This is a genomic window from Hyunsoonleella pacifica (assembly GCF_004310335.1).
In the GTDB taxonomy this organism is placed as follows: domain Bacteria; phylum Bacteroidota; class Bacteroidia; order Flavobacteriales; family Flavobacteriaceae; genus Jejuia; species Jejuia pacifica.
Genome location: NZ_SIRS01000003.1, coordinates 21,783 through 46,233 on the forward strand (window position 1 = coordinate 21,783; position 24,451 = coordinate 46,233).

Here is a 24,451-nt window from a genome sequence, read left to right on the forward strand (position 1 = left end):
ATTTAATCCTACGAATTTCTAAAATTACCTCTGCTTATAAAACCAGAGAAGCCCGTTTTAGCCTACATATTTTTTTAACATTTTATTAGCAAGGGGGAAATGAAATTTGCTCGACATACCTTAAACACAAAGAAAGAATAAATGAAAAATATAATAAGTCTAGTTAGTGTATTACTATTTTTAAACCTTAATGCACAAAATTTAAACACACCTCTTCCACTTGATGATAGTATCAAAAAAGGTGTTCTACCTAACGGAATAACCTATTACTTGCATAGTACAGATGTTGTTGAAGATGTAGCCAGTTACTACATCATTCAAAATGTAGGATCCATACTTGAAGATGATAACCAACAGGGGTTAGCTCACTTTTTAGAACACATGGCATTTAATGGAACTAAGCATTTTCCGGGTAAAGGCATCTTTGATACTTTAGGAAAAGAAGGGATTGTATTTGGTAAGGATATCAATGCCTATACAAGTTTTGATGAAACAGTTTACAATATAGATAATATACCAACAACACCTGAGCTTATACATACAGGGTTGCAAATCCTCCACGATTGGTCAAATTATTTATTATTAACCGAAGAAGAAATTGACGCAGAAAGAGGCGTAATTAAAGAAGAATGGCGTACAAGACAAAATGGTGGAATGCGGATTATGCAACAAACTATTGGGACGGCCTATGGAAATTCCAAATACGCTAATCGACTTCCAATTGGTAAAATGGAGATTGTTGAAAATTTTGAATATAAGGCACTAAGAGACTTCTATCATGATTGGTACAGAACCGATTTACAAGCTATAGCCATTATTGGTGATTTTGATGTAAGTGAAATGGAGGCTAAAATAAAAGAAAAGTTTTCTTCCATTCCTGCGGTAAAAAATGCGCCAGAGCGCTATGTTGTTAAAATTGAAGACAATGATAAGTTAGATTATGCTATCGCTATGGATAAAGAAGTTTCAACAGCTAACATCCAGTTTAGTATAAGACATAAAAAAAATACTGATAAAAGCACAGCCTCATACTTAAGAAATGCACTGGTAAATGGATTTATTTTTAACATTTTAAAAGAACGCTTTAGTAAAATATCACAAGAACCAGATGCGCCATTTGTAAATGTATCTGCACGTTATGCTAATCTGTCCAGAGCACATAAAACATTTAGTGTGAATGTTATACCCAAAGAAAACAAACAGCAAGAGGCGTTTAAACTAGCTATGACTGAAATTAATAGAGCTGTAAAATTTGGATTTACTAAATCGGAAATTAATAGAGCTGTTATAAAGTATAAAAGCTTATATGAAAATCAAATTGCAAGGTTGAGTGATAGATCTCACAGAAAAATTATAAACTTAATTAAAGCAAATTATTTAGAAAATGTCCCTTTAACAGATTTAGCAAAAAAATATGAAATTGCTAAACCTATTCTTAACAATATAACACAAGATGACTTACTAAAACAAATGCAGGAGCTTTACACTCCCAACAACAGAAGTGTTATTGTTACTGGTGTAGAGGGCAAAAACAATTTATCTGAAACTGAAGCAGTTCAAATTATTGATGCCATTGAGAATGATGAGTCATTACAGCCATATAAAGAGGAAGCAGAGGTAAAACCTCTAATGTCTAGGGTTAAAATTAAACCAGGTAAAATTAAGTCTACAAAGAAAAATAAGGCACTTGGTTTTACAACCTTCACTCTAAGTAATGGTATTCGCGTGCATTATCAATTTGTTGATAAAGACAAAAACAAGGTGTTATTAAGTGGACACAGTTATGGCGGTACGTCATTATTAGCCATAGACGATTTACCCTCAGCAAGTGTGATAAGCAATGTAATGCCGATGTTTGGATTGGGTGAGTTTTCAGCAACAGAACTTCCTAAGGTTTTAGCAGGCAAAACAGCTATGGTAAAGTTCTTTTTAGGTGACATTACAGAATCTATTTATGGTTCTTCTACAACTAAAGATGTAGAAACTATGCTTCAATTATTAAATCTTCGCTTTACCAAACCACGCTTTGATGAATCTGCTTATAAAGTGTTTTTACAACAATTGGATACTTATTTGACATATAAAAGTCAAGATTTAAAATCTAAAATGAAAGACAGTTTAAACATGACATTATACGGTAATAATAATCCATACAAAAGAGTGTTTAATCAAGATTACGTTGATGATATCAGTTTTGAAAAAATTAAAGAAATATACACTACTAGATATGCAGATGCTTCAGATTTTCAATTCTTTATTGTTGGGGATACAGAAGAAGGTGTTCTTAAACGTTTATTAGAGCAATATGTTGCCAGTATTCCAACAACTAATTCAAAACCTGAAAATTATAAGGACAACTCAGCAGAATGGTTAAATCCAAGCATTGATAAAGACATTTATTTACCTATGGAAGATTTAAAAACTTCTGTTAGAATTGCTTTTAAAAAAGAAATGCCTTATTCCATTAAAAACTCGATATTAATGAAGGCTTTGGGCAGTATTCTTCAATTAAGGTATCTGGAGTCTTTAAGGGAGGAAGAAGGCGGTACTTATGTAGCAAGTGCAAGGGGCTTTTTGGTTAAAGAACCAAAACCACTAGCTTTTCTCTCAGTTAGCTTTGATTGTAACCCAGATTTAGCCGAAAAACTAATCAGCATTGTTCATAAGGAGATTGAAACCATTAAAACTGGCGATATAAAGCAAGAGGATTTAGACAAAACATTGGCCAGCTTAATAAAAGAAAGAGAAGAAAGTAAAAGCTCTAACCAATATGAAATGTCTGCAATGAAGACGTTCATTATAGACGGCTATAATCAAAACGCTCCAGAAAATTTCGAGAACACTGTTAAAGCTATAACAATAGAAGATATTCAAAGTATAACAAAGGATTTGTTGGAAGACAGTAAATCTTATGAAGTAGTTTTTAAACCTGAAATATAAAAACAGTAATTAGTAGCATCTTTCTTATAATTATTTGAGTTAGTCAGTCAATTTTTGATTTAGGAAAGAGCGAAAGGGCTGGTTTCAATCAGCCCTTTTTTAATCAACCATAAAACTATGAAATGTTTTTTATCATTAATAATTTTACTCGTAAATACTATAACGTATTCTCAAATCTATGAACCCGTAAAATGGACTACTAAAGTAGAAAAAGTATCAGATACAGAATATAAATTAATTAGTAAAGCTAGTATACAAAATGGATGGCATTTATATTCTCAAAATGTTCCAGAAGACGGTCCAATTCCAACTACATTCACTTATAATAACGCTGAAGCAAGTTTTACTCTAGTTGGGGATACAAAAGAAGAAGAAGGACATACCGTTAATGACCCCGTCTTTGAAATGGAAATAACGTTTTTTGAAAAAACAGCAACATTTGAACAATTAATAAAAGTTACAAGAGATGTTAGTCCCATAAAGGGCTTTGTGGAGTTTATGGTATGTGATGATACGAGATGCCTACCACCAACCGAGGTAGACTTGGTATTTAACATTTTAGATAAGTCTAAACAAGGTAATGCAGTAGTAGATTCATCAGAAATACAACCGAATAATGATAGTGAATCATCTTCCAAACCAAAGAAATCTGAGGAGGGGTTATGGACTATATTTTTTATAGCGTTTTTTTCTGGCTTTCTCGCCTTGTTAACACCGTGTGTGTTTCCTTTGATTCCTATGACCGTAAGTTTCTTTATCAAACAAAGTAAGAACAAATCTACTGGAATTAAGAACGCCGTTATATATGGTGTCTCGATAATAATAATTTATGTGGTATTAGGAACATTGGTAAGCTTGGTTTTTGGTCCAGATGCTTTAAATGCCTTTTCTACCAATGTTTGGTTTAATGTCGCTTTTTTCCTTTTATTGCTTGTTTTTGCAGCTTCATTTTTAGGAGCATTTGAACTGGTACTGCCTTATTCATGGGCAAACAAAGTAGACAAACAGGCCGACCGAGGAGGGCTTATAGGCATATTTTTTATGGCCCTGGCACTAGCCATAGTCTCTTTTTCATGTACGGGGCCAATAGTAGGTACTTTATTAGTTAAAGCAGCTGGAGGGAGCCAAGTAGGACCAATTGTTGGTATGCTTGGTTTTTCTTTGGCAATTGCCTTGCCATTTGCATTATTTGCAGCCTTTCCGGGCTGGTTAAATTCATTGCCTAAATCTGGTGGCTGGTTGAATACTGTAAAGGTTGTTTTAGGGTTTTTAGAATTGGCTCTCGCTTTCAAATTTTTATCAAATGCTGATTTGGTACTACAATTACATTGGTTGGAACGTGAGGTATTTATCGCTATATGGATAGCTATATTTGGAGCGCTAGCCTTTTATCTTTTTGGGAAGATACAATTGCCACATGATTCGCCAATAACCCATATTTCGGTAGGGCGACTAAGTTTAGGTTTGGTGGTATTATCATTTACAATTTACATGATTCCTGGATTATGGGGTGCGCCATTAAACTTAATAAGCGCTTTGCCACCACCGCAGCATTATAGCGAGTCTCCGTACGGTGTTGGATATACACAATTAGGTTTTGGAAATGTAACTAGCGAAAATCATGATAAGGTGCCTGAAGGTGCACACTTGATGCCTCCTCATAACATTCTTGCTTTTAATGATTATCATAAAGGGCTTGCATACGCTAAAAAGGTTGGCAAACCCATCATGATTGATTTTACTGGGCATGCGTGTGTAAATTGTCGAAAGATGGAACAAAACGTATGGGTAAAACCGAAGGTTTTGGATATTCTTAAAAATGACGTAGTTCTTATATCGCTATATCTCGATGACAAACGTAAACTTGAAGATGATGAAGTAGTAGATTCAAAACTAAAACCAGGTAAAAAACTAAAATATATAGGGCAAAAATGGAGTGAGTTACAAACCATTAATTATAAAACCAACTCACAGCCTTTTTATGTGTTGATGAATCACAATGAAGAAAATTTAATTGAACCCGTAGCATATACCCCAGATGTTGAAGAGTATTATGAATGGTTAATTGAAGGAACCTCAAACTTTAAAAATAAGTAGATATTATAAACATTTTATTAGTTTTTAGTGTTAGAACTGCCCTGAATCTTGGCTTTATTTAGGGTAGTTCTTTTAAAATAATAATGACATAATTAGTTGTGCAATACATCATATGAAACATATATTTGGCAATAAGCAAAAAAAGACATCTAAATTAGAGCGTTTTTTTCAACCATTTAGAAATAACATTATTGGTATAGATGAAGCATTTGATTCGCCTTACGGCAGAAAAAAGATTATTTATGCAGACTGGACTGCAAGCGGAAGGTTGTATAGACCCATTGAAGAAAAAATATCAAATGAAATAGGTCCCTACGTAGCCAATACCCATACCGAGACCTCAACCACAGGAGCGGCTATGACTTTAGCCTATCACGATGCCAGAAATATTATTAAGAATCATGTCAACGCATCTAAGGACGATGTATTAATTACCGTTGGTACGGGAATGACGGGCGCCATTAATAAATTCCAACGTATTTTAGGGATTAAACTCAACGAAAATTTAAAAGATTATACTCAAATTCCAGAAGAAAAGAGACCTATTATTTTTGTGTCTCATATGGAACATCATTCTAACCAAACCTCTTGGTTGGAAACCATTGCAAAAGTGATAGTGATACCTTCAAATAATGATGGGTTGCCCTGTTTAAAAAGTTTAAAGGATTTACTGGAACAACATAAAAACATTCCAATAAAAATCGCTGCGGTAACAGGTTGCTCTAACGTAACGGGTATTAAAACCAACTATCATGATATTGCTGAAATAATGCATAAAAATAATGGATTATGCTTTGTAGATTTTGCATGTTCTGCCCCATATGTTCATATAAATATGCATCCAGAACATAAAGACCAATATTTAGACGCTATTATATTTTCTCCACATAAATTTTTAGGAGGTCCAGGAGCATCGGGGGTGCTAATTTTTAATAAAAAACTCTATAATAATTTAGTGCCAGATAACCCTGGCGGTGGTACAGTAAGTTACACAAACCCTTGGGGCGACCATGATTACATAGATGATATAGAGACTAGAGAGGATGGGGGAACTCCTGGCTTTTTACAAGCTATTAAAATTGCATTGTCTATTCAGTTAAAAGAGCAAATGGGTGTAAAGAATATTTTGAATAGAGAGCATGAATTAAACAAGATTATTTTTAAAAGACTATCTAAAATAGACAACCTAAAAATTTTAGCTCCAAAACACAAAGACAGGCTAGGGGTATTTTCTTTTTATATTGAAAATGTGCATTATAATTTGGTGGTAAAACTTTTGAATGATTGCTTTGGAATTCAGACCCGAGGAGGATGCTCTTGTGCCGGCACTTATGGTCATTATCTCTTAAATGTTGATGAGACTACCTCTAAGGCTATTGAGCATAAAATCCTAGAAGGATGTTTAGTAGAACGCCCAGGTTGGATTCGTATGTCCATTCATCCTACCATGACAAATGATGAAATAGAGTTTATTTGTGAAGCTATAAAACAGATTGCAGAAAATATTGAATTATGGCAAAAACCTTATAAATATAATGCCGAAAAAAATGAGTTTGAACATATAAATAACTTAAACACAGAAAGAAAAATAGTTAAAAGTTGGTTTAAACTTTAGTTATTTCCAATAACATAAATTTCATTTCAAATGATTAGTAGAAGTGTTATTCTTTATAAAATAAGTACTGATATCTTATTAAATGAAGACTCCCTATCCCAATTTATAAGCATATATAAATTACAAATATTAAATATACAAAAAAAGCATACCATAATAGCATTTACCGGTACTGATGAAAAAATCGAAGAGATAACCGCATTGTTATATCCTTATGGAATAATTGAAAGTTCTAAATCCAGTGAGGTAAAAATTTTAATAACCTAATTTTTAATTCATAGAGAATGATAGATAAACCTTTTTTGAATAAAGAAACAGAAAGTACCAATAAAGAAATGGTTTTATCAAAACAAGAAATGCTAGACTATGGCTATCAAATAGTTGACACTATTGTGGAACACTTTGAAAATCAGCATTTAAAAGCCCCTGTTTCTGTATCAACAAGAGAAGAAATGGATAGCGTGTTTCTTGAGGAGGCTCCTGAAAATCCCATGAATGCGATTAAGGTCTTAGAGTTTGTAAAAGAAAAGGTGTTCTCAGAAACCACAAATGTTGCTCATCCAAAGTTTTTTTCCTTCGTTCCAAGCCCTAGTAATTTCATTAGTGCAATGTCCGATAGTTTGGCTACGGGATTTAACATATTTTCTGGTGGATGGTCTACCTCTGCTGCTGCTGAATTAGAGATTGTCTGTATTAATTGGCTCTTAAAACTATTCAATTTTCCTGTAAAAAAGGGAGGGGGTATTTTTACCAGTGGGGGATCAATGGCAAACCTAACTGCATTAGTAACAGCAAGAAGAGAAAAGCTTGGTGAGAACTTTGAAAATGGAACAATTTATATGTCTGATCAAACACACTCATCAAATATAAAGGCAATTAGAATTATTGGTCTTAAAAAAGAACAGGTAAGAATTATACCGACAGACTTAGAATTTAAAATGTCCTTAAATAAATTGCGAAATGCAATTGCCAAAGATAAATTAATGGGATTTAAGCCATTTTGTATAATAGCCAATGCTGGAACAACAAATACAGGTTCTGTGGATAATTTATTTGAAATATCCAAGATTTGTAAAGCAGAAAGGATATGGCTACATATTGATGCGGCATATGGAGGTGGAGCTATTTTATCAACTAAAGGCGCTCTTGCTTTAAAGGGGATAGAAAAAGCCAATTCCATAACAATTGATCCCCATAAGTGGTTTTATCAGCCATATGAAATAGGATGCCTTCTAGTTAGAAATCACAAATGGTTGAGTAATACTTTTACTGAAAAACCTGAATATTTAAAAGATATAGAGGGTAACCAGTCAGAAATTAACTTCTATGATTATGGAATTCAATTAACTCGAAGATTTAGAGCTTTAAAGTTTTATATGTCAATTAAAACTTTTGGTTTGAAAGCTTTTAGGGAAGCTGTAACCTATAACATTGAATTGGCTGAAAAAACAGAAGCGTTAATTCGAAAAAGTAAGCACTGGGAAATCGTAGCTCCAGCAAACCTTGCAATTATTAACTTTAGATACAATCCTGTAGATACGGATTATAAGGAAAATGAATTAGATAGAATTAACCAGGCGATATCGCAGCGCATTAGTAATCAAAAAAGTGCTATGCTCGTTACAACAATTCTTCAAAATCAAATTGTGCTAAGAATGTGCCTAATTAATCCTAGAACGACGATTAATTCTATAAAAGAGACTTTAAAACTATGCCACGACTTTGCGATTGAAATATCAAAAACGTCTGAGAAACGTTAGTATGTCTACCTTCCCATAAGGTAAAGATGTTTATTCTGTTTTACAGACAAATTCATACAACTCAGTTTCTGTAACTATTCCTATCCGTATACTTGACAAACCTAAAAGGACTGTTGGATATTTCCATTAGTTCAATTATGGAAGTATTTTATTTCTAATAGAACTAAACAGAAATGAACTAAGAATCAATTGAAACTAAAATCATAGCTAACCATCTAACATCAATGAGAATTTGGTTCATAGAGTAGTTAACTGTTGTACCTATGCTGTACCTAAATAAAAAAAGCCTTTACAAGAAATCTTGTAAAGGCTTTGTACTGAAGACGGGACTTGAACCCGTACGGACTAATGTCCATTGGATTTTAAGTCCAACGTGTCTACCAATTCCACCACTTCAGCATACTTCGATTGTGCTAAGCACATCGACAATTGGTATATTTTAAGAAAGTATCAGAGCGAAAGACGGGATTTGAACCCGCGACCCTCACCTTGGCAAGGTGATGCTCTACCCCTGAGCTACTTTCGCAGTATATTTATGAACATACAATCTCTCGATTGCGGATGCAAATTTAAAATATTTCTAGGAAATGCAAAGCCTTTTGATAAAATAAATAAAAATATTTTTATGCTTGTTTTTTCTTTATCAACATCCGCTTAATCTCGTTAAGTTTCATAAGTGCTTCTACTGGAGTAAGTGTATCAATATCTGTATGTAAAATTTCGTCTTTAATATTCTCAAGCAAAGGGTCATCTAAATTAAAGAAACTTAACTGCATATCATCGTGCAAGGTTTTTACTTTATCTGTGAGTTCTTCACTTGAATGTGATTTTTCTAACTTTTCAAGAATTTTATTTGCTCTACGTAACACCTGTTGAGGCATTCCCGCCATTTTTGCTACATGTATACCAAAACTATGCGCGCTTCCACCTTCAACCAGTTTCCTGAGAAATAAAACATTGTCTTTAAGCTCTTTTACTGAAACATTATAATTCTTAATACGCTCAAAGGTTTCACTCATTTCATTAAGTTCATGATAATGTGTAGCAAATAGCGTTTTAGGTTTTGCGGGATGTTCATGCAAATATTCACTAATTGCCCATGCAATTGAAATACCATCATACGTACTAGTACCTCGTCCAATTTCGTCAAGTAATACTAAACTTCTATCTGAAATATTATTCAAGATTGATGCTGTCTCATTCATTTCAACCATAAACGTAGATTCTCCCATAGAAATATTGTCACTCGCCCCAACTCTGGTAAAGATCTTATCTACCAATCCAATTTTAGCTTCTTTAGCTGGTACAAAACTTCCTATTTGTGCTAGTAATACTATTAAAGCTGTTTGTCTTAAAATTGCTGATTTACCTGACATATTTGGTCCAGTAATCATGATGATTTGCTGAGAAGTCCTATCTAGAAACACATTATTAGCAATATAAGCTTCTCCAATAGGTAGTTGTTTTTCTATAACTGGGTGACGGCCATCTTTGATATCCAAATCAAAAGTATCATCAATCTTTGGATACACGTAATTATTATCTTTTGCTAATTGTGCAAAGCCGCATAAACAATCTAGTTGCCCCACTAAATATGCATTTTGTTGTACTGCTTTAATGTACTGATGCATCCAAGCTACTAATTCTGAAAACAGTTGTTGTTCAATAGCCAAAATACGCTCTTCGGCTCCTAAAATTTTAGCTTCGTATTCCTTAAGTTCTTCAGTAATATAACGTTCTGCGTTTACCAAAGTTTGCTTTCTAATCCAATCTTCAGGAACCTTATCTTTATGTGTATTTCTTACCTCAATATAATAGCCAAACACATTATTAGATGCTATTTTAAGTGATGTAATTCCTGTACGCTCACTTTCTCGCTCTAACATATTATCTAGGTAATCTTTTCCAGATTTGGATAAACTTCTTAATTCATCCAATTCTGAAGAAAAACCAGTTGCTATGGTATTCCCTTTTAGAACATTAACAGGTGCTTCTTCATTTAAAGTCAACTTAATTTTCTCTCGTAGAATTTCGCAGCTTTGTAAATTATCTCCAATAATTCTTAAGGATTCATTTTTAGAATTTGAGGCTATAGCTTTTATAGGCACAACAGCTTCTAATGAGTTTTTAAGTTGTATTACCTCTCGCGGATTTACTTTCCCTGTTGCTGTCTTAGAGATTAAGCGTTCTAAATCGCCAATATGCTTGATGTGGCCTTGAATCTTTTGTAAAACATCTTCTTCTTTTGTAAAAAAATCAACAACTTCATGACGTTGTTTAATTTTTTCAACATGCTTTAGAGGGAGTGCTAACCATCGCTTTAATAACCTTCCGCCCATAGGCGAAATAGTTTTATCAATAACATGTAAGAGTGTAACAGCATTATTATTTGTAGAATTATACAGCTCTAAATTTCTAATGGTAAACTTATCCATCCATACATAATCATCTTCTGCTATACGAGCAATAGATGTAATATGTTGTAATTTATGATGTTGTGTTTCTCCTAAATAATGCAATATAGAGCCTGAGGCTATAATACCTTCATATAAATCTTCAATACCAAAACCTTTCAACGTTTTTGTATTAAAATGTTTGGTTAAGGTTTCGTAAGCATAATCGGTTTGATACACCCAATCTTCTAAATAAAACGTATGGAAGTCTTCTCCAAAAGTTTCATTAAACAACGCCTTTTTTTGTTTAGAAACTAAAACTTCACTGGGACTAAAATTTTGAAGTAACTTGTCAATATACTCTGCATTTCCTTGAGAGGTTAAAAACTCTCCTGTTGAAATATCTAAAAATGAAATACCAATATACTTTTTATCAAAATACACTGAGCACAAAAAGTTGTTAGATTTTGATACTAAAACCTCATCATTTAAAGCAACTCCAGGAGTTACCAATTCCGTAACACCACGTTTTACAATTGTTTTAGTTTGCTTTGGGTCTTCTAACTGATCGCAAATAGCAACACGTTCTCCTGCTTTTACTAACTTTGGTAAATATGTATTAAGCGAATGGTGTGGAAATCCTGCCAATTCTGTTTCACTCTCACTACCTGCACCACGTTTGGTTAAAATAATACCTAAAATACCAGCAGCTTTTACAGCATCACTCCCAAAAGTCTCATAAAAATCGCCTACACGAAACAATAATAAAGCATCAGGATATTTAGCTTTAATAGCATTGTATTGTTTCATTAAAGGGGTTTCTTTTTTTGCTTTTTTAACCAATAGAAAGTTGTTTTTAAGTGTTACTTTTGACAAAATTGTAGCATGCAATGTACTATTAATTTCATGTTTTTTGAAGTTGAACTATTAGAAGTTATCTACAATTAAAGTGAGATTTCAACAATAAAACCATGCGAAAACTAAAAAATAGTGAATTAGACAGATTAAGTGTTGACGGCTTTAAATCAGCAAAAAAAGCACCAATCATCATTATTCTTGACAATATCAGGAGCTTGAACAACATCGGCTCAGTATTTAGAACGAGCGATGCCTTTCTAATTGAAAAGATTTATCTCTGCGGTATTACTGCAAAACCGCCCCATAAAGACATCCATAAAACCGCATTGGGAAGTACTGAAACCGTAGATTGGGCATATTTTGAAAGCACATTGGATGTAGTTGAAAAACTAAAAACCGAAAAGGTAAAAATATGTAGTATTGAACAAGCTGAAAATGCTACAATGCTAAATGATTTTAATGTTGAAAACAACACTAAGTATGCTTTAATTTTTGGTAACGAAGTGAAAGGCGTTGCGCAAGATGTTGTTGATGCTAGCGATACAGTAATTGAAATCCCCCAATTTGGCACTAAACATTCATTAAATATTTCTGTAAGCTGTGGTGTTATAATTTGGGATTTATTTAGCAAAATGAAAGTATAAAAGATGATTACAAAAAAAATAAACAAACATAAATTAATACTTAAAAGGCGGTTAGAGCAGAAGAAAACTTTAGATAAAATGTCTAAAATTAAAAATGCCACACTTCAACTTTTTATACACGTCTTTACAAGTGTAAAACAGCAAAAATTTACTGATGATGATATAGTAGCATTTAAAAGATGTGAATACTACAGACATTCCCTTTTGAAGGATGATAGAAAAGTGAAATATGATATTTTTGGTTTAAACGAAACTGCATTAGTTTCAGAAATATGTGTCAAAGCTGCATCTAAACCCAAGTGGTGTCAGTTATTATATGGGATAGCAAAAAAATTAGACAATCCATCTGTTTTTGAAATTGGCACTAATTTGGGTATCTCTGGAACGTATTTATTGGAGGCTTTAAAAAATAAACAAGGATTTTTCACAACTATGGAAGGTTTACCAAAGCTTTGTGAAATAGCTTCAAATCAATTTAGTACAATTACTACTGAAGACAATTTTCAGGTTATTCAAGGACTGTATGACGATACGTTTCCAAAAGTGATGCAACAAGAGCATAAATACAACCTAATTTTTATTGATGGCAATCATAAAAAGAAACCAACTCTAGAATATTTTTATGCCTTAAAAACAAAAATGCGTATACCTTCAATTTTTGTTTTTGATGATATTTATTGGAGTTCTGAAATGATAGAGGCATGGACTATCATAAAAAAAGATAGTGATATTAATTTCTCTATTGATTTATACGAGCAAGGTATTGCAATAATTGACAACGATGAAGTTATTAAAAACCAAAACTTTAACTTACATCTCTCCTATTAAGCAAAAATTGTGAGTAAAAAAACAAAAAAGCCCTGGCCTACTAAAGATGTTATGACTCAAATTTATGACAAGCATCTTTGGGGTGATAATGCACATGACTATTACTCAGGTTTCGGTTCTCATGATAATAATATTGTAAAACCATATTTAGAGGCTGTCATTAATTTTTTAAAATCTTTCACTGAACCTTTAACTATATGCGATTTAGGCTGTGGTGATTTTAATGTTGGTAAACAACTTGTGCCTTTCACTAAAAATTACATTGGTATTGATATTGTCCCTCTTTTAATTGAGCGAAATAAAAAAAAATTCCATGCTGATAATTTAAAATTCCATTGTTTGGATATTGCAAAAGATGAATTGCCTATAGGTGATTGTGCAATTTTACGGCAGGTACTTCAACACTTATCTAATCTTGAAATACTACAAATATTAAATAAATTAATCAATTATAAATATGTTATTCTAACTGAGCATATACCTATGGGCAATTTTACTCCGAACAAGGATATTATCTCTGGGCAAGGTATTCGGTTTAAAAAGAATAGTGGCGTTAGTGTATTAAAACATCCGTTTAATTTAAACATTAAAGATGCTAAACACTTAACGACACAATATTTGGAGACTCCTACTAATAGTCAAATTACCACCACATTGTATCAATTATTCTAAAACTTTTCATACTTGCTTGTATTCCCAAATAAAAAAGCTACCTCTTTTCAGGTAGCCTTTATTATTTAGTATACTTAATGCGCTTCTAATTCAAATTCAAATTAGTTTTGAACTCTATCATGCGTAGTATTCGCCCATCTAATTTGTGCTCTACCGCCTCTAACACGGTATGCGCCATATCTAATTTTCGATTGCGTTCCTCTTTCAGGATCAGGAATATTCCAATTAAAGGCCTCACCACCAATTATAGCATTACAATAATGTACTTTTTTAGAAGAATCGCTTGAGTCCACTTTGAAACCTACCTCTAACACAAAAGAAGTTATTTCATTTTTATTAACTCTCTTAAGCAAAACCACTTCTCTACCGCTTCCTGAACCACCACGTTCTAAGATGCGTTCAGCATAAATATCGAATGCCACTTGCTTGTCTGCATTACTACCTGTACCGTAAACAGGATGTGCTCTATATAAACAAATAGCAGGATCTGGAGATCCACCACCACCAGTATGCTGTCCTTTAGCTTGAGCTATGTATGACCCATCTTGACTAAAAGAGCCTGCATCAGCTACTTCAAGAATTCTAAAGTCTCCTGTAAATTTTACAGATGATCCTACATTAGAGTTGGCTACAGGTAATGAGCGCTCCATTCTAGGTTGTAGGGTATTCGCTGCATCTTGATTATTAGAGCCGTCTGTTATATTGTAAACCCCCCATGTAACACCATCAATGATACTTTCACTATAATTAGAGTAACAAGTTCTATCATCAATAGTCCCTATATTTACAGGGTTTGGTAAATCGTCCGAAGTTCTGGTAGTATTTGCCCCTTCTGGTGTACAAGTTGTAATTTCTCTTGTATCTTCATCACTTGCTACTAGAGGATTTGGATCCGGATCCGGATCTGGATCTTCTGGAATAACTAGTTCTAATTCATCGTTATTAGTACCTCCATCACTGCTGCAAGAAAAAACACTTACACAAATAAATAATACTAATATTAATTGTATTTTTAAATTCACTTTTTTCATAAAACAATACTTTTTTTTCAAATATAACAACCTATTTTTTATTATCTGTCCTGAACAATGCTGTAAACCTTACAATTCACAGGTCTTTTTTAACCAAAAAAACTATCAACCAAAAAAATAATAATCTAAAACAACTGTTTTAACACCCACAGATAATCTTCTCTTTGATTCACAAAATCTTTATCAGCAACATCAATAATCTTCACATTTAAGTCGGTTTGGGTTTTTAAAAACTCCAAATATCCTGAATTAATATGTTCCAAATAGTCATTTTCAATATTCTGTTCGTACTCGCGTCCACGTTGTTTAATATTCTCTTGTAGGCGTTCTGTATTCTGGTAGAGATATACATAGAGTTCTGGTTTTTTAATGTCTTTATACATTAAATTAAACAGCTTTCTATATAAGGTAAACTCGTCTCCTTTTAGAGTAATTTTAGAAAAAATCAACGATTTTATAACGTAATAGTCACTAACAATAAAATGCTTAAACAAATCTAGTTGTGATAAATCGTCTGAAATTTGCTGATACCGATCTGCCAAAAATGACATTTCTAAAGGAAAAGCGTACCTATTAGCATCTTCATAAAATTTGGGCAAAAAGGGATTATCTGCAAAACGTTCTAATATTAATTTTGCATTAAAATCTTGAGCTATTTTTGTAGCTAAACTTGTTTTCCCTGCACCAATATTACCCTCTACAGCTATATAATTATATTTAGAAAAGTTATACTGTCTGCTTGGGTTTTTTAACCATATATTACTGGGTTCTAGTACAGATTCATCTTCACATTCTTCTAAAAGAACTGATATTTCTTTTTCTAATTTTGGGTGTATTACTTTAGAAGCAATATCATTTAAAGGCAGTAATACAAATCTACGCTTTTGCATTTCTGGATGCGGTACTTGTAGTGTTTTTGTACTAATAATATCATCTTCAACTAAAGCAATATCTAAATCTATAGTTCTTGCTTCATAGCCCTCCTTTTTATTGCGTGTTCTTCCTAAATTAGTTTCAATCTCTAATAATCTATCTAGAACATTTTGGGGTTTAAAATCGCTTTCTAAAACCAAACAACAGTTTAAAAAATCATCGCCTTCAAAACCAAAAGCTGGCGATTTATAAACTTTAGAAATAAGCTTTATGCTACCTATGTGTTGATAAATAGCATCAACAGCTAGTTGCAAGTTTTTAAACTTATTGCCTTTGTTACTTCCAAGAGCAATATAAAATGTTTTGGATGTAGTCATGAAGAAGCAAAATACTAAAATCTAAATAGATTTAAGCTATATTCTTCAATGCAATTTTTAAAGAATTTTATTAGTTTTAGTCTATGAAAAAAACCATTATCGTTTTTTCAGGATTAATATTAGTAATAGTACTTTTATTTCATATTAGTACCTACTCTATCTATTCAGGACATCTTAAAATTGAATTAGTCATGGCCATTATCGCTGTTCTGTTTTTAATACTTGGAATTTACATTAATAAAAAAAGTCTACATCAATTAAAGCCTGAATTAAAAACAATAGATCATAAAAAAATACAAGAGTTAGAAATTACATCTAGGGAATATGAAGTACTACAGTCGATTTCAGAAGGGTTATCCAACAAAGAAATCGCTGATAAATTATTCCTATCAGAAAGCACCATAAAAACCCATGTATCTAATCTGCTAGTAAAACTAAATGCAAAACGACGAACACAAGCGCTACAAATTGCAAAATCTTATAAAATCATTTAAAATTCATACTTTTAAAACTAAAGTATTAGCAATTTGGTACTTTAGTATGAGCCTTGTTTCTACCTACACCTCTAGTTTTGTTTTCAATTAATCAAAATCAAATTATATGAAATTAGGCGCATTTTCTATTAGTTTAAGTGTTAAGGATATTCATAAATCTAAGGCTTTTTACGAGTATTTAGGCTTCAGCATTTTTGCTGGAGACATAGAACGCAACTATCTCATCATGAAAAACGGCAATGCTCTTGTTGGGTTATTTCAAGGTATGTTTGAGCAAAATATTTTAACCTTTAATCCTGGTTGGGATGAAAATGCTAATACACTTGAAAACTTTGATGATGTTAGAGCTATTCAAAAACATTTAAAAAATAAAGATATAACTTTAGAAAGAGAAGCAAATGAGAACACGTCTGGCCCCGCGAGTGTTGTTTTAACAGATCCTGATGGCAATACTATTTTAATAGACCAACACGTGTAACATCAATTAAAAAGCGAACAAAATGAAAAATACAGTGATTAAGTACGGTGGTTATGGTCTATTAACCGGTATCGTTATTTTTTTAGCTACTATTTTATTAGGAAAAGGCTTGAGCTATACTACTCAAGAAATTTTGGGATATGCCTCTATGGTGGCTTCTCTTTCTTTTATTTTCTTTGGTATAAAACACTATAGAGATAAAGTAAATAATGGTGTTGTATCATTAGGAAAAGCTACACTTATTGGAATATTAATATCCATTTTTGTTGGTGTTGGTGTTGCAATAGCTGATTATATTTACACTACAACTATAAATCCAGATTTTGCCAATGAATATTTAGAGACTACTTTAAAAACTATGGAAACGTCAATGATTCCAGAAGAATTTGAAATAAAAAAAGCTGAACTTACAAAGCAAATGGAAGATTATGGAGGCTCAGGAACCATGGCACTTTTAATGTTTATTACTGTTGTGCTTATAGGATGTATTATATCTTTAATTTCAGGTTTAATTCTTCAACGTAAATAGAAACTTATGCAATACGATGCTACATCTCCTGAAGATTACATTAGTCAAGTCCCTAAAGAAAGACGTGCTACTTTAGAGAAGCTTAGACAGCTTATTAATAAAAACCTTCCTGAGGGATTTGAAGAGGGCATGATTTACAAAATGATAGGTTATTATGTACCACATTCGGTATATCCCGATGGGTATCACTGCGACCCTAAAACACCATTACCTTTTATGAGTTTTGCTTCTCAAAAAAATTCTATCAACCTATACCATAGTGGGATTTATGCTAAACAGGAATTACATGATTGGTTTGTTAATGCATATCCTAAATACAGCAAACGAAAACTAGATATGGGTAAAAGCTGTATTCGTTTTAAATATTTAGATGATATTCCTTTTGATTTGATTGAAGCACTAGTTAAAAAAATGACCTGTGATGAGTGGATTGAAATTTATGAAAGTACTATAAAGAAAAAGTAGTTTGTAGTTTAACAACAAATACGTTAGGGATTGCAGTAATAGCTTCTGGTCCCGCTTAAGCGGGAAGCCAAAACTACAAACGCAAAGCCCGACCCGAGAACATATATATAAATGATTGTTCAAAATAAAGTCATCGAGGGAAACCTGCCTGTCGGCAGGCAAGCGCCAAAACTAAAATTAAGAATAATATTTTTTAAAATGAAAAACAGAGTTACAGGAATAGGTGGGTTATTTTTTAAAACTAAAGACCCAAAAGCTTCTAAAGCTTGGTATAAAAAACATCTTGGTTTTGATACTGACGATTACGGCTGTACATTTTGGTGGAAAAATAATGAGGGTAAGAAGTGCTCTACGCAATGGAGTCCGTTCCCTGAAGACACCAAATATTACGAACCTTCTAAAAAAGACTTTATGTTTAACTACCGTGTTGAAAATTTAAAGGAACTATTAGAAGTTTTGAAGACCGAAGGAGTAACGATTGTTGGAGACATAGAAGAGTATGAGTATGGAAAATTTGGTTGGATTCTTGATAATGATGGTAATAAAATAGAGCTTTGGGAACCTATAGATAGTGCTTTTTTGTAATTTAGCATTTATAAGAAAATAACTCTTGTCTTACTTAGAAATTCTTCAATCACATGGTTTAACCCAATTGCAATGGGTTGCTATTGGTCTAGCAGCATTTATTTTAGGCTTTTCTAAATCTGGAATAAAAGGAATAGGCATTATTATTATATTAATTCTAGCTTTTGTTTTTGGAGAAAAAGCTTCTACAGGAATTTTATTGCCAATGCTTATCTCTGCAGATATTGTTGCTGTAAGCTACTACAATAGGCATACCCAATGGCGGTTTATAAAAAAACTTATACCTTCTATGGTAGTTGGGGTTTTAGTTGGAGTTTGGGTTGGAGATATTATCTCTGAAATTGTATTCAAGCGTGTTATGGCTGTCATTATCATAGCATCCTTGGGAATCATGCTGTTTTTTGAAAAACAAAACACTAACTCAATTCCTAAAAACAAAGTTTTTTCCAATTCCGCGGGCTTTTTAGCAGGATTTACTACTATGATAGGGAATTTAGCTGGACCTATTTCTAATATTTACTTTCTGGCTATACGCTTACCCAAGAATGAATTTATTGGCACTGGTGCTTGGCTGTTTTTTATTATAAATGTATTTAAGCTACCGTTTCATTTCTTTGTTTGGAAAACAGTAACAAAAGAAAGCCTAGTATTAAATTTAACATTAGTTCCTATAATTTTAGTAGGCTTTTTTATTGGTGCCACTTTAGTTAAAAAAATTTCAAATGTCAATTATCGTAAATTTATAATTATTGTTACGGCTATAGGTGGGGTAATAATGTTATTCCGATAATTTTATAATTGTAACAGTTTTAAACTTTTAAACACATATAGTTAGTAGTAATTTTTTTATTACTTTTAAATACTAATCAAAAAAAATAAAAAATCATGTCAGACGAAAAAAAATTAGGAGACGATTTAAACGATATGTTAGATGATGCTAAAGACGGTGCAAAAATGGCAGCCGACAAAGCTGGAGAAATAGCTGATGAGGCAAAAGAAAAGGCTAAAGATTTTGCAAATGAAGCTAAAGAAACTGTTTCTGAGTTTGCAGATGATGCTAAAGAAGTATTGAGTGATGGAAAGAACGTAGCAATAATAGCTCACATTACATTTATTGGATGGATAATAGCATTGATTATGAATAGTAGTAATAAAACCGAATTGGGTTCATTTTATATTAGACAAATGTTAGGATTAGTCTTGATCTCTTTTGTAGGAAGCTTTATTCCTATCTTAAATATTATTCTATGGATTGTCATGTTAATATTATGGATTATGAGTTTAGTAGGTGCTTTAGGAGGAGACAAAAAACTTACCCCTGTTTTAGGAGAGCATTTTCAAAATTGGTTTAAAGCTCTATAATATAGATTAAAGTCCATTGATTAAATCTCTTTGGACTTTTTTTAGTTAATTTATTATTGTAATATTGCAATATTACATTTTAGTTATATATTTGTACTTATAATTAGATAATCATGGGAGCTTCAAAACTACATATTTACAGTAAAGACATCAACGAAATGGCCGCTATAGCAAAAGTATTTGCACACCCTGCTCGTATTTCAATTTTACAATATATAAGTAAACAAGAATCTTGCATTTGTAATGACATAGTTGATGAAATAGGGCTATCTCAACCGACAATTTCTCAACACTTAAAAGTTATAAACGAGGCTGGTTTACTAAAAGGTAATTTTGAAGGAAAGAGTATTTGCTACTGTATAAACATTGAGCGCTTCCAAGAATTTCAAACACAGTTAAACATTTTTTTTAATACTACAGCATCTAGCTGTTGTTAAAACTACTATTTAATTAAAATCTATCGACCATATAAAACTTTAATATGAGAACACAAGAATTTTTTTCAATTTTGGAATCAAATAAAGATAAAACGTTACTTTTTGAATATGCCGAAGGTGTATTCGTTAGTGCTAATTATCATATTACAGAAGTAAAACATATCTCTATAGACTCTGTAGATTGCGGAGCTGGCACTGATAGTTGGAGAGAAACTATAATCCAACTTTGGGAAAGTCCTGAGGAACATGATAAAACTGAATACATGTCTGTTTTAAAAGCTCTAGGAATTTTAAATAAAGTTGGACGAATGAAACCTTTTGTTTTGGATGCAGAGGTAAAATTCGAATATAGTAATGAAACCTTCCATACTGCTCAGTTATTTGTTAACGATTTCGAAATACGCGGTCATAACTTAATTTTTAAATTAGCTGTTGAAAAAACAGACTGTAAAGCCAAAGAAGCATGTGGTATTAGTTCTGAAGAAAAAGTAACTTCAACAAATGAGGCATGTTGTTCTCCAAATAGTGGGTGTTGTTAAAATTTAAAAATTTGATATGTTATTTAATACTATTTCTAATGTCATAGCAACATTAGACACGAGCATAATTTCAGAAGAGAGAAAAACTATTTTAGAAGAATTAATTAGCTACTTACAGAAAAAAAAGGCATCTGATTCTCCTATTCGTTTAAATTTTATTTGCACGCATAACTCAAGACGTAGCCATTTATCACAAATATGGGCGCAAACTATGGCGTCTTATTTTAATATAAAAAATGTATCGTGTTATTCTGGAGGGACAGAAGCTACAGCTATGTTTCCAAAAGTTGGTGAGACTTTGAGTAATCAAGGCTTTAATATTGATACATTATCTAATGAGAATAATCCTGTTTACAGCATCAAATTTTCTAAAAATGATCCATCTATAATAGCTTTCTCTAAGAAGTATGATGACGATTTTAATCCAGCTTCCGAATTTGCAGCAATAATGACATGCTCTTCAGCTGATGCAGGTTGCCCAATGGTTTTTGGTTCCGATAAGCGTATTGCACTTACGTATGAAGACCCAAAAAAATCTGATGGTACACCTCAGCAAACAGAAACGTATTTAGAGCGTAGTTTACAAATTGCTACTGAGATGAAGTTTGTATTTTCTAGGCTAAATTAAAATCTGTTCTACATCAATTACAATCCATAACCAAAAGGTAATAAATCTCCAACGCGCTGCGCTGCAATTTTACCAGCGAAAAGTACTTTATCTGCTTCTGTGTAATTACCGTAATAGTCAATTAAAATTGAAGGTGTCTCAAACTCAATACTCGATTTCTTCCAATTCTTGAAAAGAATATTTAAAGGTTGTGATAAAGAAACACGCTTTATTTCAGTATTGTCTTTTGGTTCTACATGAATGTATTCCCATGGATCTACCGGGGTATTTTTAGAATATATTTGATATTTTTTTAATTTTTGGATATAGAGGGCACGCATAAATTGTAGTTTAGAACCATCATACGCCTTTCTTCTATTTTTGAGTGCTTTTTTCTTATCAAAATTCTCAAAATCTTGGTAATACGAATTACCTAGAAATCCTACTCTTTGCACACTGAAGAGGCCTTGGTTTGGAGTTGGGGGATTAAATTTTAATGTAAAGGAATTTAGATCGTAAGTTAGATTGTATTGTAATGCGTTATTTTTAACACGCAAAGGAGCTTTAGAATGAGCTGTTAATACTCTTTCTTTTTTGTTGTAACTGAGTATAATATCATCCTCGTTTAGAATAGTGCAAGATTTACCAAACCTAGAAAGTCCTAAAAATTCTCTTCTAAAAAATCGAAGCTTTTGCTTTCGTGTTAGTCCGTCATTAGCATTTACGACTACTTCTCCCAAACTTTCGTAGTCTTCTTCTAGTAAAATCATTAAAGTATTATTATTTCTATAATTAGTAACGACCTGTTTTTTATAACCCAAAAAAGATATAATTAAGGGTGATTTTATAGCATCAGAATATTTTATAGAAAATTTACCATCACTTCTAGTAATTGCTCCTAGGCTTGTATTATCAAAATAAACAGTAGCTGTTTCAATTGGGGTTTTGGTTTTGGAATCTAAAACAGTACCACTTATAGTTTGAGAATTTATTGAAAAGCCAAGTAATAAAAATAATAAAGGGTATAATTTAACTTTCATGATTATCCATGAATTTTTGTTCTAGCTCAGCTTGAAATTCTTCCATTACGGGTCTAACAGTACTCTCAGGCAAGTCTGCTATTTTAATGTACATTAAGCCATCTACTGCATTATTAAAAAGTGGATCTACATTAAAAGCAACAAGTTTAGCATTTTGTTTGATATATTTTTTTAGAAGGACGGGAAGTCTTAACGCACCTGGTTCAACTTCATCTATAATTTTATCAAATTTATTTAAATCTGCTTCTGTTTCATCAAAAACAAAATCTTTATCAGCATCTTTTAACTTTACTTTAAATTCTTTTTTCGGCCTTACATATTGGGCTATATATGGATCGTAGTAATGCGATTTCATAAACTCAATCATCAATGATTTAGAGAAGTTTGAAAATTGGTTACTGATACTTACACCACCTATTAAATAATTATGTTCTGGGTAACGCAACGTTGTATGTACAATCCCCTTCCAAAGTAAAAATAAAGGCATTGGTTTTTGCTGATACTCCTTAATAATAAAAGCACGACCCATTTCTATGGATTCGCTCATCATCTTATAGAGTTCGGGCTCAAAACGAAATAAATCTTGTAGATAAAAACCATCAATACCGTAGCGTGCAAATATTTTAGATCCTAACCCCATTCTGTATGCCCCAGCAATTATCTTTTTCTCATTATCCCATAAAAACATATGATGATAATAATTATCAAAAGCATCTAAATCTATAGCTTCATTAGTACCTTCTCCCACTTCTCTAAATGTAATTTCTCTAAGCCTACCTATTTCTCTGAGAATATTAGGAATTGTTTTAGCATCAGCTAAAAACACTTCGTAATTCTTACTTTCTAGAAGTCTAGATTTATCTTTTCGTAGTGCCTCTACTTCCTGAACCATTAGATTGTTATCAACAGGAGTAACAATATTTTTAGGTGGCTTGGGCACTTTTAATGACGAAGATATATTGTCTAGTATTTTAGATTTATCCTCAAAAGCATTAGAAAGCATATATGTTTTTTTTCTAATGAATTCTGAAAAATCTTCTAAAGATGTATATTCTTTTTGATCTTTTATTGAAATAGGTTTTCCTATTCGAACTTTTATGGTCCTTCGTTTTTGCGTTAATAATTCCGAAGGTAATTTTGCCGTTCTAAACGTATCACTAATTTTAGATAGCTTGTAAAACAACTTACTGTTTTTTGCATGAAAATAAATAGGCACTATAGGCACCTCTGCTTTTTTTATCAATTTCATGGCTGCTTCTTCCCAAGGTTTATCAACAACTAATTTACCGTCTCGATATGTGGAGACCTCACCTGCTGGAAAAATACCAAGAGGGTGCCCTTCTCGAAGATGTAAAATGGCATTTTTAAAACCAGATATACTAGATTTGACATCCTTCCTATCTTCAAAAGGATTAACTGGCATAATGTAAGGCTTTAATGGTGCAATACGGTGCAATAAAAAATTGGCGATAATCTTAAAGTCTGCTCGTTGTTCTATCATCAACTTTAGCAACAAAATCCCATCAATTCCTCCCAAAGGATGATTAGAAACAGTAATATATGCACCATCTTTAGGTAAACGTTTTAAGTCTTCTTCAGGAATTTCAAACTTTATTTGAAAGTCCTCTAAAATAGCATTTAAAAACTCAAGATCGCTTAAGTGTTTATTTCGTTTATAGATTTTATTAAGTGTAGAAATTTTAAGAACCTTCATAAGCACCCAACCTATAAAAGTACCTAAAAACCCATACTTATTAAGTTGTATAGCCTTAGCTACTTCTTTTGCTGTTACCAGCCCTATATCTTGCTGTTTCCCCATTAGCGTAA

23 protein-coding genes and 2 tRNA genes are annotated in these 24,451 nt (G+C 32.3%); 18 read left to right on the forward strand and 7 right to left on the reverse strand.

Annotated features, from left to right (window positions below):
• Positions 1–141 precede the first annotated feature (141 nt).
• The 5 genes from EYD46_RS06470 (at position 142) to EYD46_RS06490 (ending at position 8,412) form a co-directional block, all read left to right on the forward strand.
• Positions 142–2,940, forward strand: a complete 2,799-nt coding sequence (locus EYD46_RS06470) for a M16 family metallopeptidase (protein WP_130936271.1) — start codon at positions 142–144, stop codon at positions 2,938–2,940.
• Between the two features lie 117 nt (positions 2,941–3,057).
• Positions 3,058–5,037, forward strand: coding sequence for a protein-disulfide reductase DsbD family protein (locus EYD46_RS06475; RefSeq protein WP_130936272.1), 1,980 nt, complete (start codon positions 3,058–3,060; stop codon positions 5,035–5,037).
• 112 nt (positions 5,038–5,149) lie between these two features.
• Positions 5,150–6,652 carry an aminotransferase class V-fold PLP-dependent enzyme gene (locus tag EYD46_RS06480; protein ID WP_130936273.1) on the forward strand — a complete coding sequence of 501 codons (1,503 nt, stop codon included), beginning with the start codon at positions 5,150–5,152 and terminating at the stop codon, positions 6,650–6,652.
• Positions 6,653–6,682: 30 nt separating this feature from the next.
• Positions 6,683–6,919, forward strand: coding sequence for a hypothetical protein (locus EYD46_RS06485; protein ID WP_130936274.1), 237 nt, complete (start codon positions 6,683–6,685; stop codon positions 6,917–6,919).
• Between the two features lie 17 nt (positions 6,920–6,936).
• Positions 6,937–8,412: a pyridoxal phosphate-dependent decarboxylase family protein gene (locus tag EYD46_RS06490; protein ID WP_130936275.1), complete on the forward strand. Its 1,476-nt coding sequence runs from the start codon at positions 6,937–6,939 to the stop codon at positions 8,410–8,412.
• A 315-nt stretch (positions 8,413–8,727) separates the two neighbouring features.
• On the opposite strand, the gene EYD46_RS06495 is transcribed toward EYD46_RS06490, so the two are convergent.
• The 3 genes from EYD46_RS06495 to mutS form a co-directional block, all read right to left on the reverse strand.
• A tRNA-Leu gene (locus EYD46_RS06495) sits at positions 8,728–8,811 on the reverse strand.
• A gap of 55 nt (positions 8,812–8,866) precedes the next feature.
• A tRNA-Gly gene (locus EYD46_RS06500) sits at positions 8,867–8,938 on the reverse strand.
• A 97-nt stretch (positions 8,939–9,035) separates the two neighbouring features.
• A complete protein-coding gene (mutS, locus tag EYD46_RS06505; RefSeq protein ID WP_371870111.1) occupies positions 9,036–11,615 on the reverse strand; it encodes a DNA mismatch repair protein MutS in 2,580 nt (859 codons plus the stop codon).
• Positions 11,616–11,776: 161 nt separating this feature from the next.
• On the opposite strand from mutS, the gene EYD46_RS06510 reads away from it, so the two are divergent.
• From EYD46_RS06510 to EYD46_RS06520, 3 genes are read left to right on the forward strand one after another with little or no spacing between them, the layout of a single operon-like run.
• Positions 11,777–12,307 carry an RNA methyltransferase gene (locus tag EYD46_RS06510; protein ID WP_130936277.1) on the forward strand — a complete coding sequence of 177 codons (531 nt, stop codon included), beginning with the start codon at positions 11,777–11,779 and terminating at the stop codon, positions 12,305–12,307.
• A gap of 3 nt (positions 12,308–12,310) precedes the next feature.
• The gene (locus tag EYD46_RS06515) at positions 12,311–13,135 is read left to right on the forward strand and encodes an O-methyltransferase (protein ID WP_130936278.1); all 825 of its coding nucleotides are present in this window, start codon (positions 12,311–12,313) and stop codon (positions 13,133–13,135) included.
• Positions 13,136–13,144: 9 nt separating this feature from the next.
• Positions 13,145–13,807: a class I SAM-dependent methyltransferase gene (locus tag EYD46_RS06520; protein WP_229731330.1), complete on the forward strand. Its 663-nt coding sequence runs from the start codon at positions 13,145–13,147 to the stop codon at positions 13,805–13,807.
• A 101-nt stretch (positions 13,808–13,908) separates the two neighbouring features.
• Here the strand turns inward: EYD46_RS06520 and EYD46_RS06525 are convergent, their stop codons facing one another.
• Together EYD46_RS06525 and folK are read right to left on the reverse strand one after the other, a co-directional pair.
• A complete protein-coding gene (locus tag EYD46_RS06525) occupies positions 13,909–14,838 on the reverse strand; it encodes a hypothetical protein (protein ID WP_130936279.1) in 930 nt (309 codons plus the stop codon).
• A 125-nt stretch (positions 14,839–14,963) separates the two neighbouring features.
• Positions 14,964–16,088: a 2-amino-4-hydroxy-6-hydroxymethyldihydropteridine diphosphokinase gene (gene folK / locus EYD46_RS06530; RefSeq protein ID WP_130936280.1), complete on the reverse strand. Its 1,125-nt coding sequence runs from the start codon at positions 16,086–16,088 to the stop codon at positions 14,964–14,966.
• Positions 16,089–16,171: 83 nt separating this feature from the next.
• Here folK and EYD46_RS06535 point away from each other — a divergent pair, with 83 nt between their 5' ends.
• The 10 genes from EYD46_RS06535 (at position 16,172) to EYD46_RS06580 (ending at position 21,605) form a co-directional block, all read left to right on the forward strand.
• On the forward strand, positions 16,172–16,582 hold the full coding sequence (locus tag EYD46_RS06535; RefSeq protein ID WP_130936281.1) for a response regulator transcription factor: 411 nt from the start codon (positions 16,172–16,174) through the stop codon (positions 16,580–16,582).
• A gap of 106 nt (positions 16,583–16,688) precedes the next feature.
• On the forward strand, positions 16,689–17,060 hold the full coding sequence (locus EYD46_RS06540) for a VOC family protein (RefSeq protein ID WP_130936282.1): 372 nt from the start codon (positions 16,689–16,691) through the stop codon (positions 17,058–17,060).
• Positions 17,061–17,082: 22 nt separating this feature from the next.
• Positions 17,083–17,589 (forward strand): DUF4199 domain-containing protein, encoded by a 507-nt coding sequence (locus tag EYD46_RS06545; RefSeq protein WP_130936283.1) that lies wholly within the window; start codon positions 17,083–17,085, stop codon positions 17,587–17,589.
• A gap of 6 nt (positions 17,590–17,595) precedes the next feature.
• Positions 17,596–18,054: a DUF1801 domain-containing protein gene (locus tag EYD46_RS06550; protein ID WP_130936284.1), complete on the forward strand. Its 459-nt coding sequence runs from the start codon at positions 17,596–17,598 to the stop codon at positions 18,052–18,054.
• A gap of 198 nt (positions 18,055–18,252) precedes the next feature.
• On the forward strand, positions 18,253–18,639 hold the full coding sequence (locus EYD46_RS06555; RefSeq protein ID WP_130936285.1) for a VOC family protein: 387 nt from the start codon (positions 18,253–18,255) through the stop codon (positions 18,637–18,639).
• A gap of 25 nt (positions 18,640–18,664) precedes the next feature.
• The gene (locus EYD46_RS06560; protein ID WP_130936286.1) at positions 18,665–19,429 is read left to right on the forward strand and encodes a sulfite exporter TauE/SafE family protein; all 765 of its coding nucleotides are present in this window, start codon (positions 18,665–18,667) and stop codon (positions 19,427–19,429) included.
• A 95-nt stretch (positions 19,430–19,524) separates the two neighbouring features.
• The gene (locus EYD46_RS06565; protein ID WP_229731329.1) at positions 19,525–20,001 is read left to right on the forward strand and encodes a DUF883 domain-containing protein; all 477 of its coding nucleotides are present in this window, start codon (positions 19,525–19,527) and stop codon (positions 19,999–20,001) included.
• A gap of 113 nt (positions 20,002–20,114) precedes the next feature.
• Complete coding sequence (locus EYD46_RS06570; RefSeq protein WP_130936288.1) at positions 20,115–20,438, forward strand: ArsR/SmtB family transcription factor; 324 nt, start codon at positions 20,115–20,117, stop codon at positions 20,436–20,438.
• A gap of 44 nt (positions 20,439–20,482) precedes the next feature.
• Positions 20,483–20,977, forward strand: coding sequence for a DUF6428 family protein (locus EYD46_RS06575; RefSeq protein WP_130936289.1), 495 nt, complete (start codon positions 20,483–20,485; stop codon positions 20,975–20,977).
• A gap of 16 nt (positions 20,978–20,993) precedes the next feature.
• Positions 20,994–21,605, forward strand: coding sequence for an arsenate-mycothiol transferase ArsC (locus tag EYD46_RS06580; protein WP_130936290.1), 612 nt, complete (start codon positions 20,994–20,996; stop codon positions 21,603–21,605).
• Between the two features lie 17 nt (positions 21,606–21,622).
• Here EYD46_RS06580 and EYD46_RS06585 read toward each other — a convergent pair whose 3' ends face one another.
• Both EYD46_RS06585 and EYD46_RS06590 read right to left on the reverse strand, forming a co-directional pair.
• Entirely contained in the window at positions 21,623–22,624 is a 1,002-nt protein-coding gene (locus tag EYD46_RS06585) for a carboxypeptidase-like regulatory domain-containing protein (protein WP_130936291.1), read from the reverse strand.
• Positions 22,614–24,443, reverse strand: coding sequence for a GNAT family N-acyltransferase (locus EYD46_RS06590; protein ID WP_130936292.1), 1,830 nt, complete (start codon positions 24,441–24,443; stop codon positions 22,614–22,616). Before EYD46_RS06590 ends, EYD46_RS06585 begins: the two co-directional genes overlap by 11 nt.
• Positions 24,444–24,451: the final 8 nt, after the last annotated feature.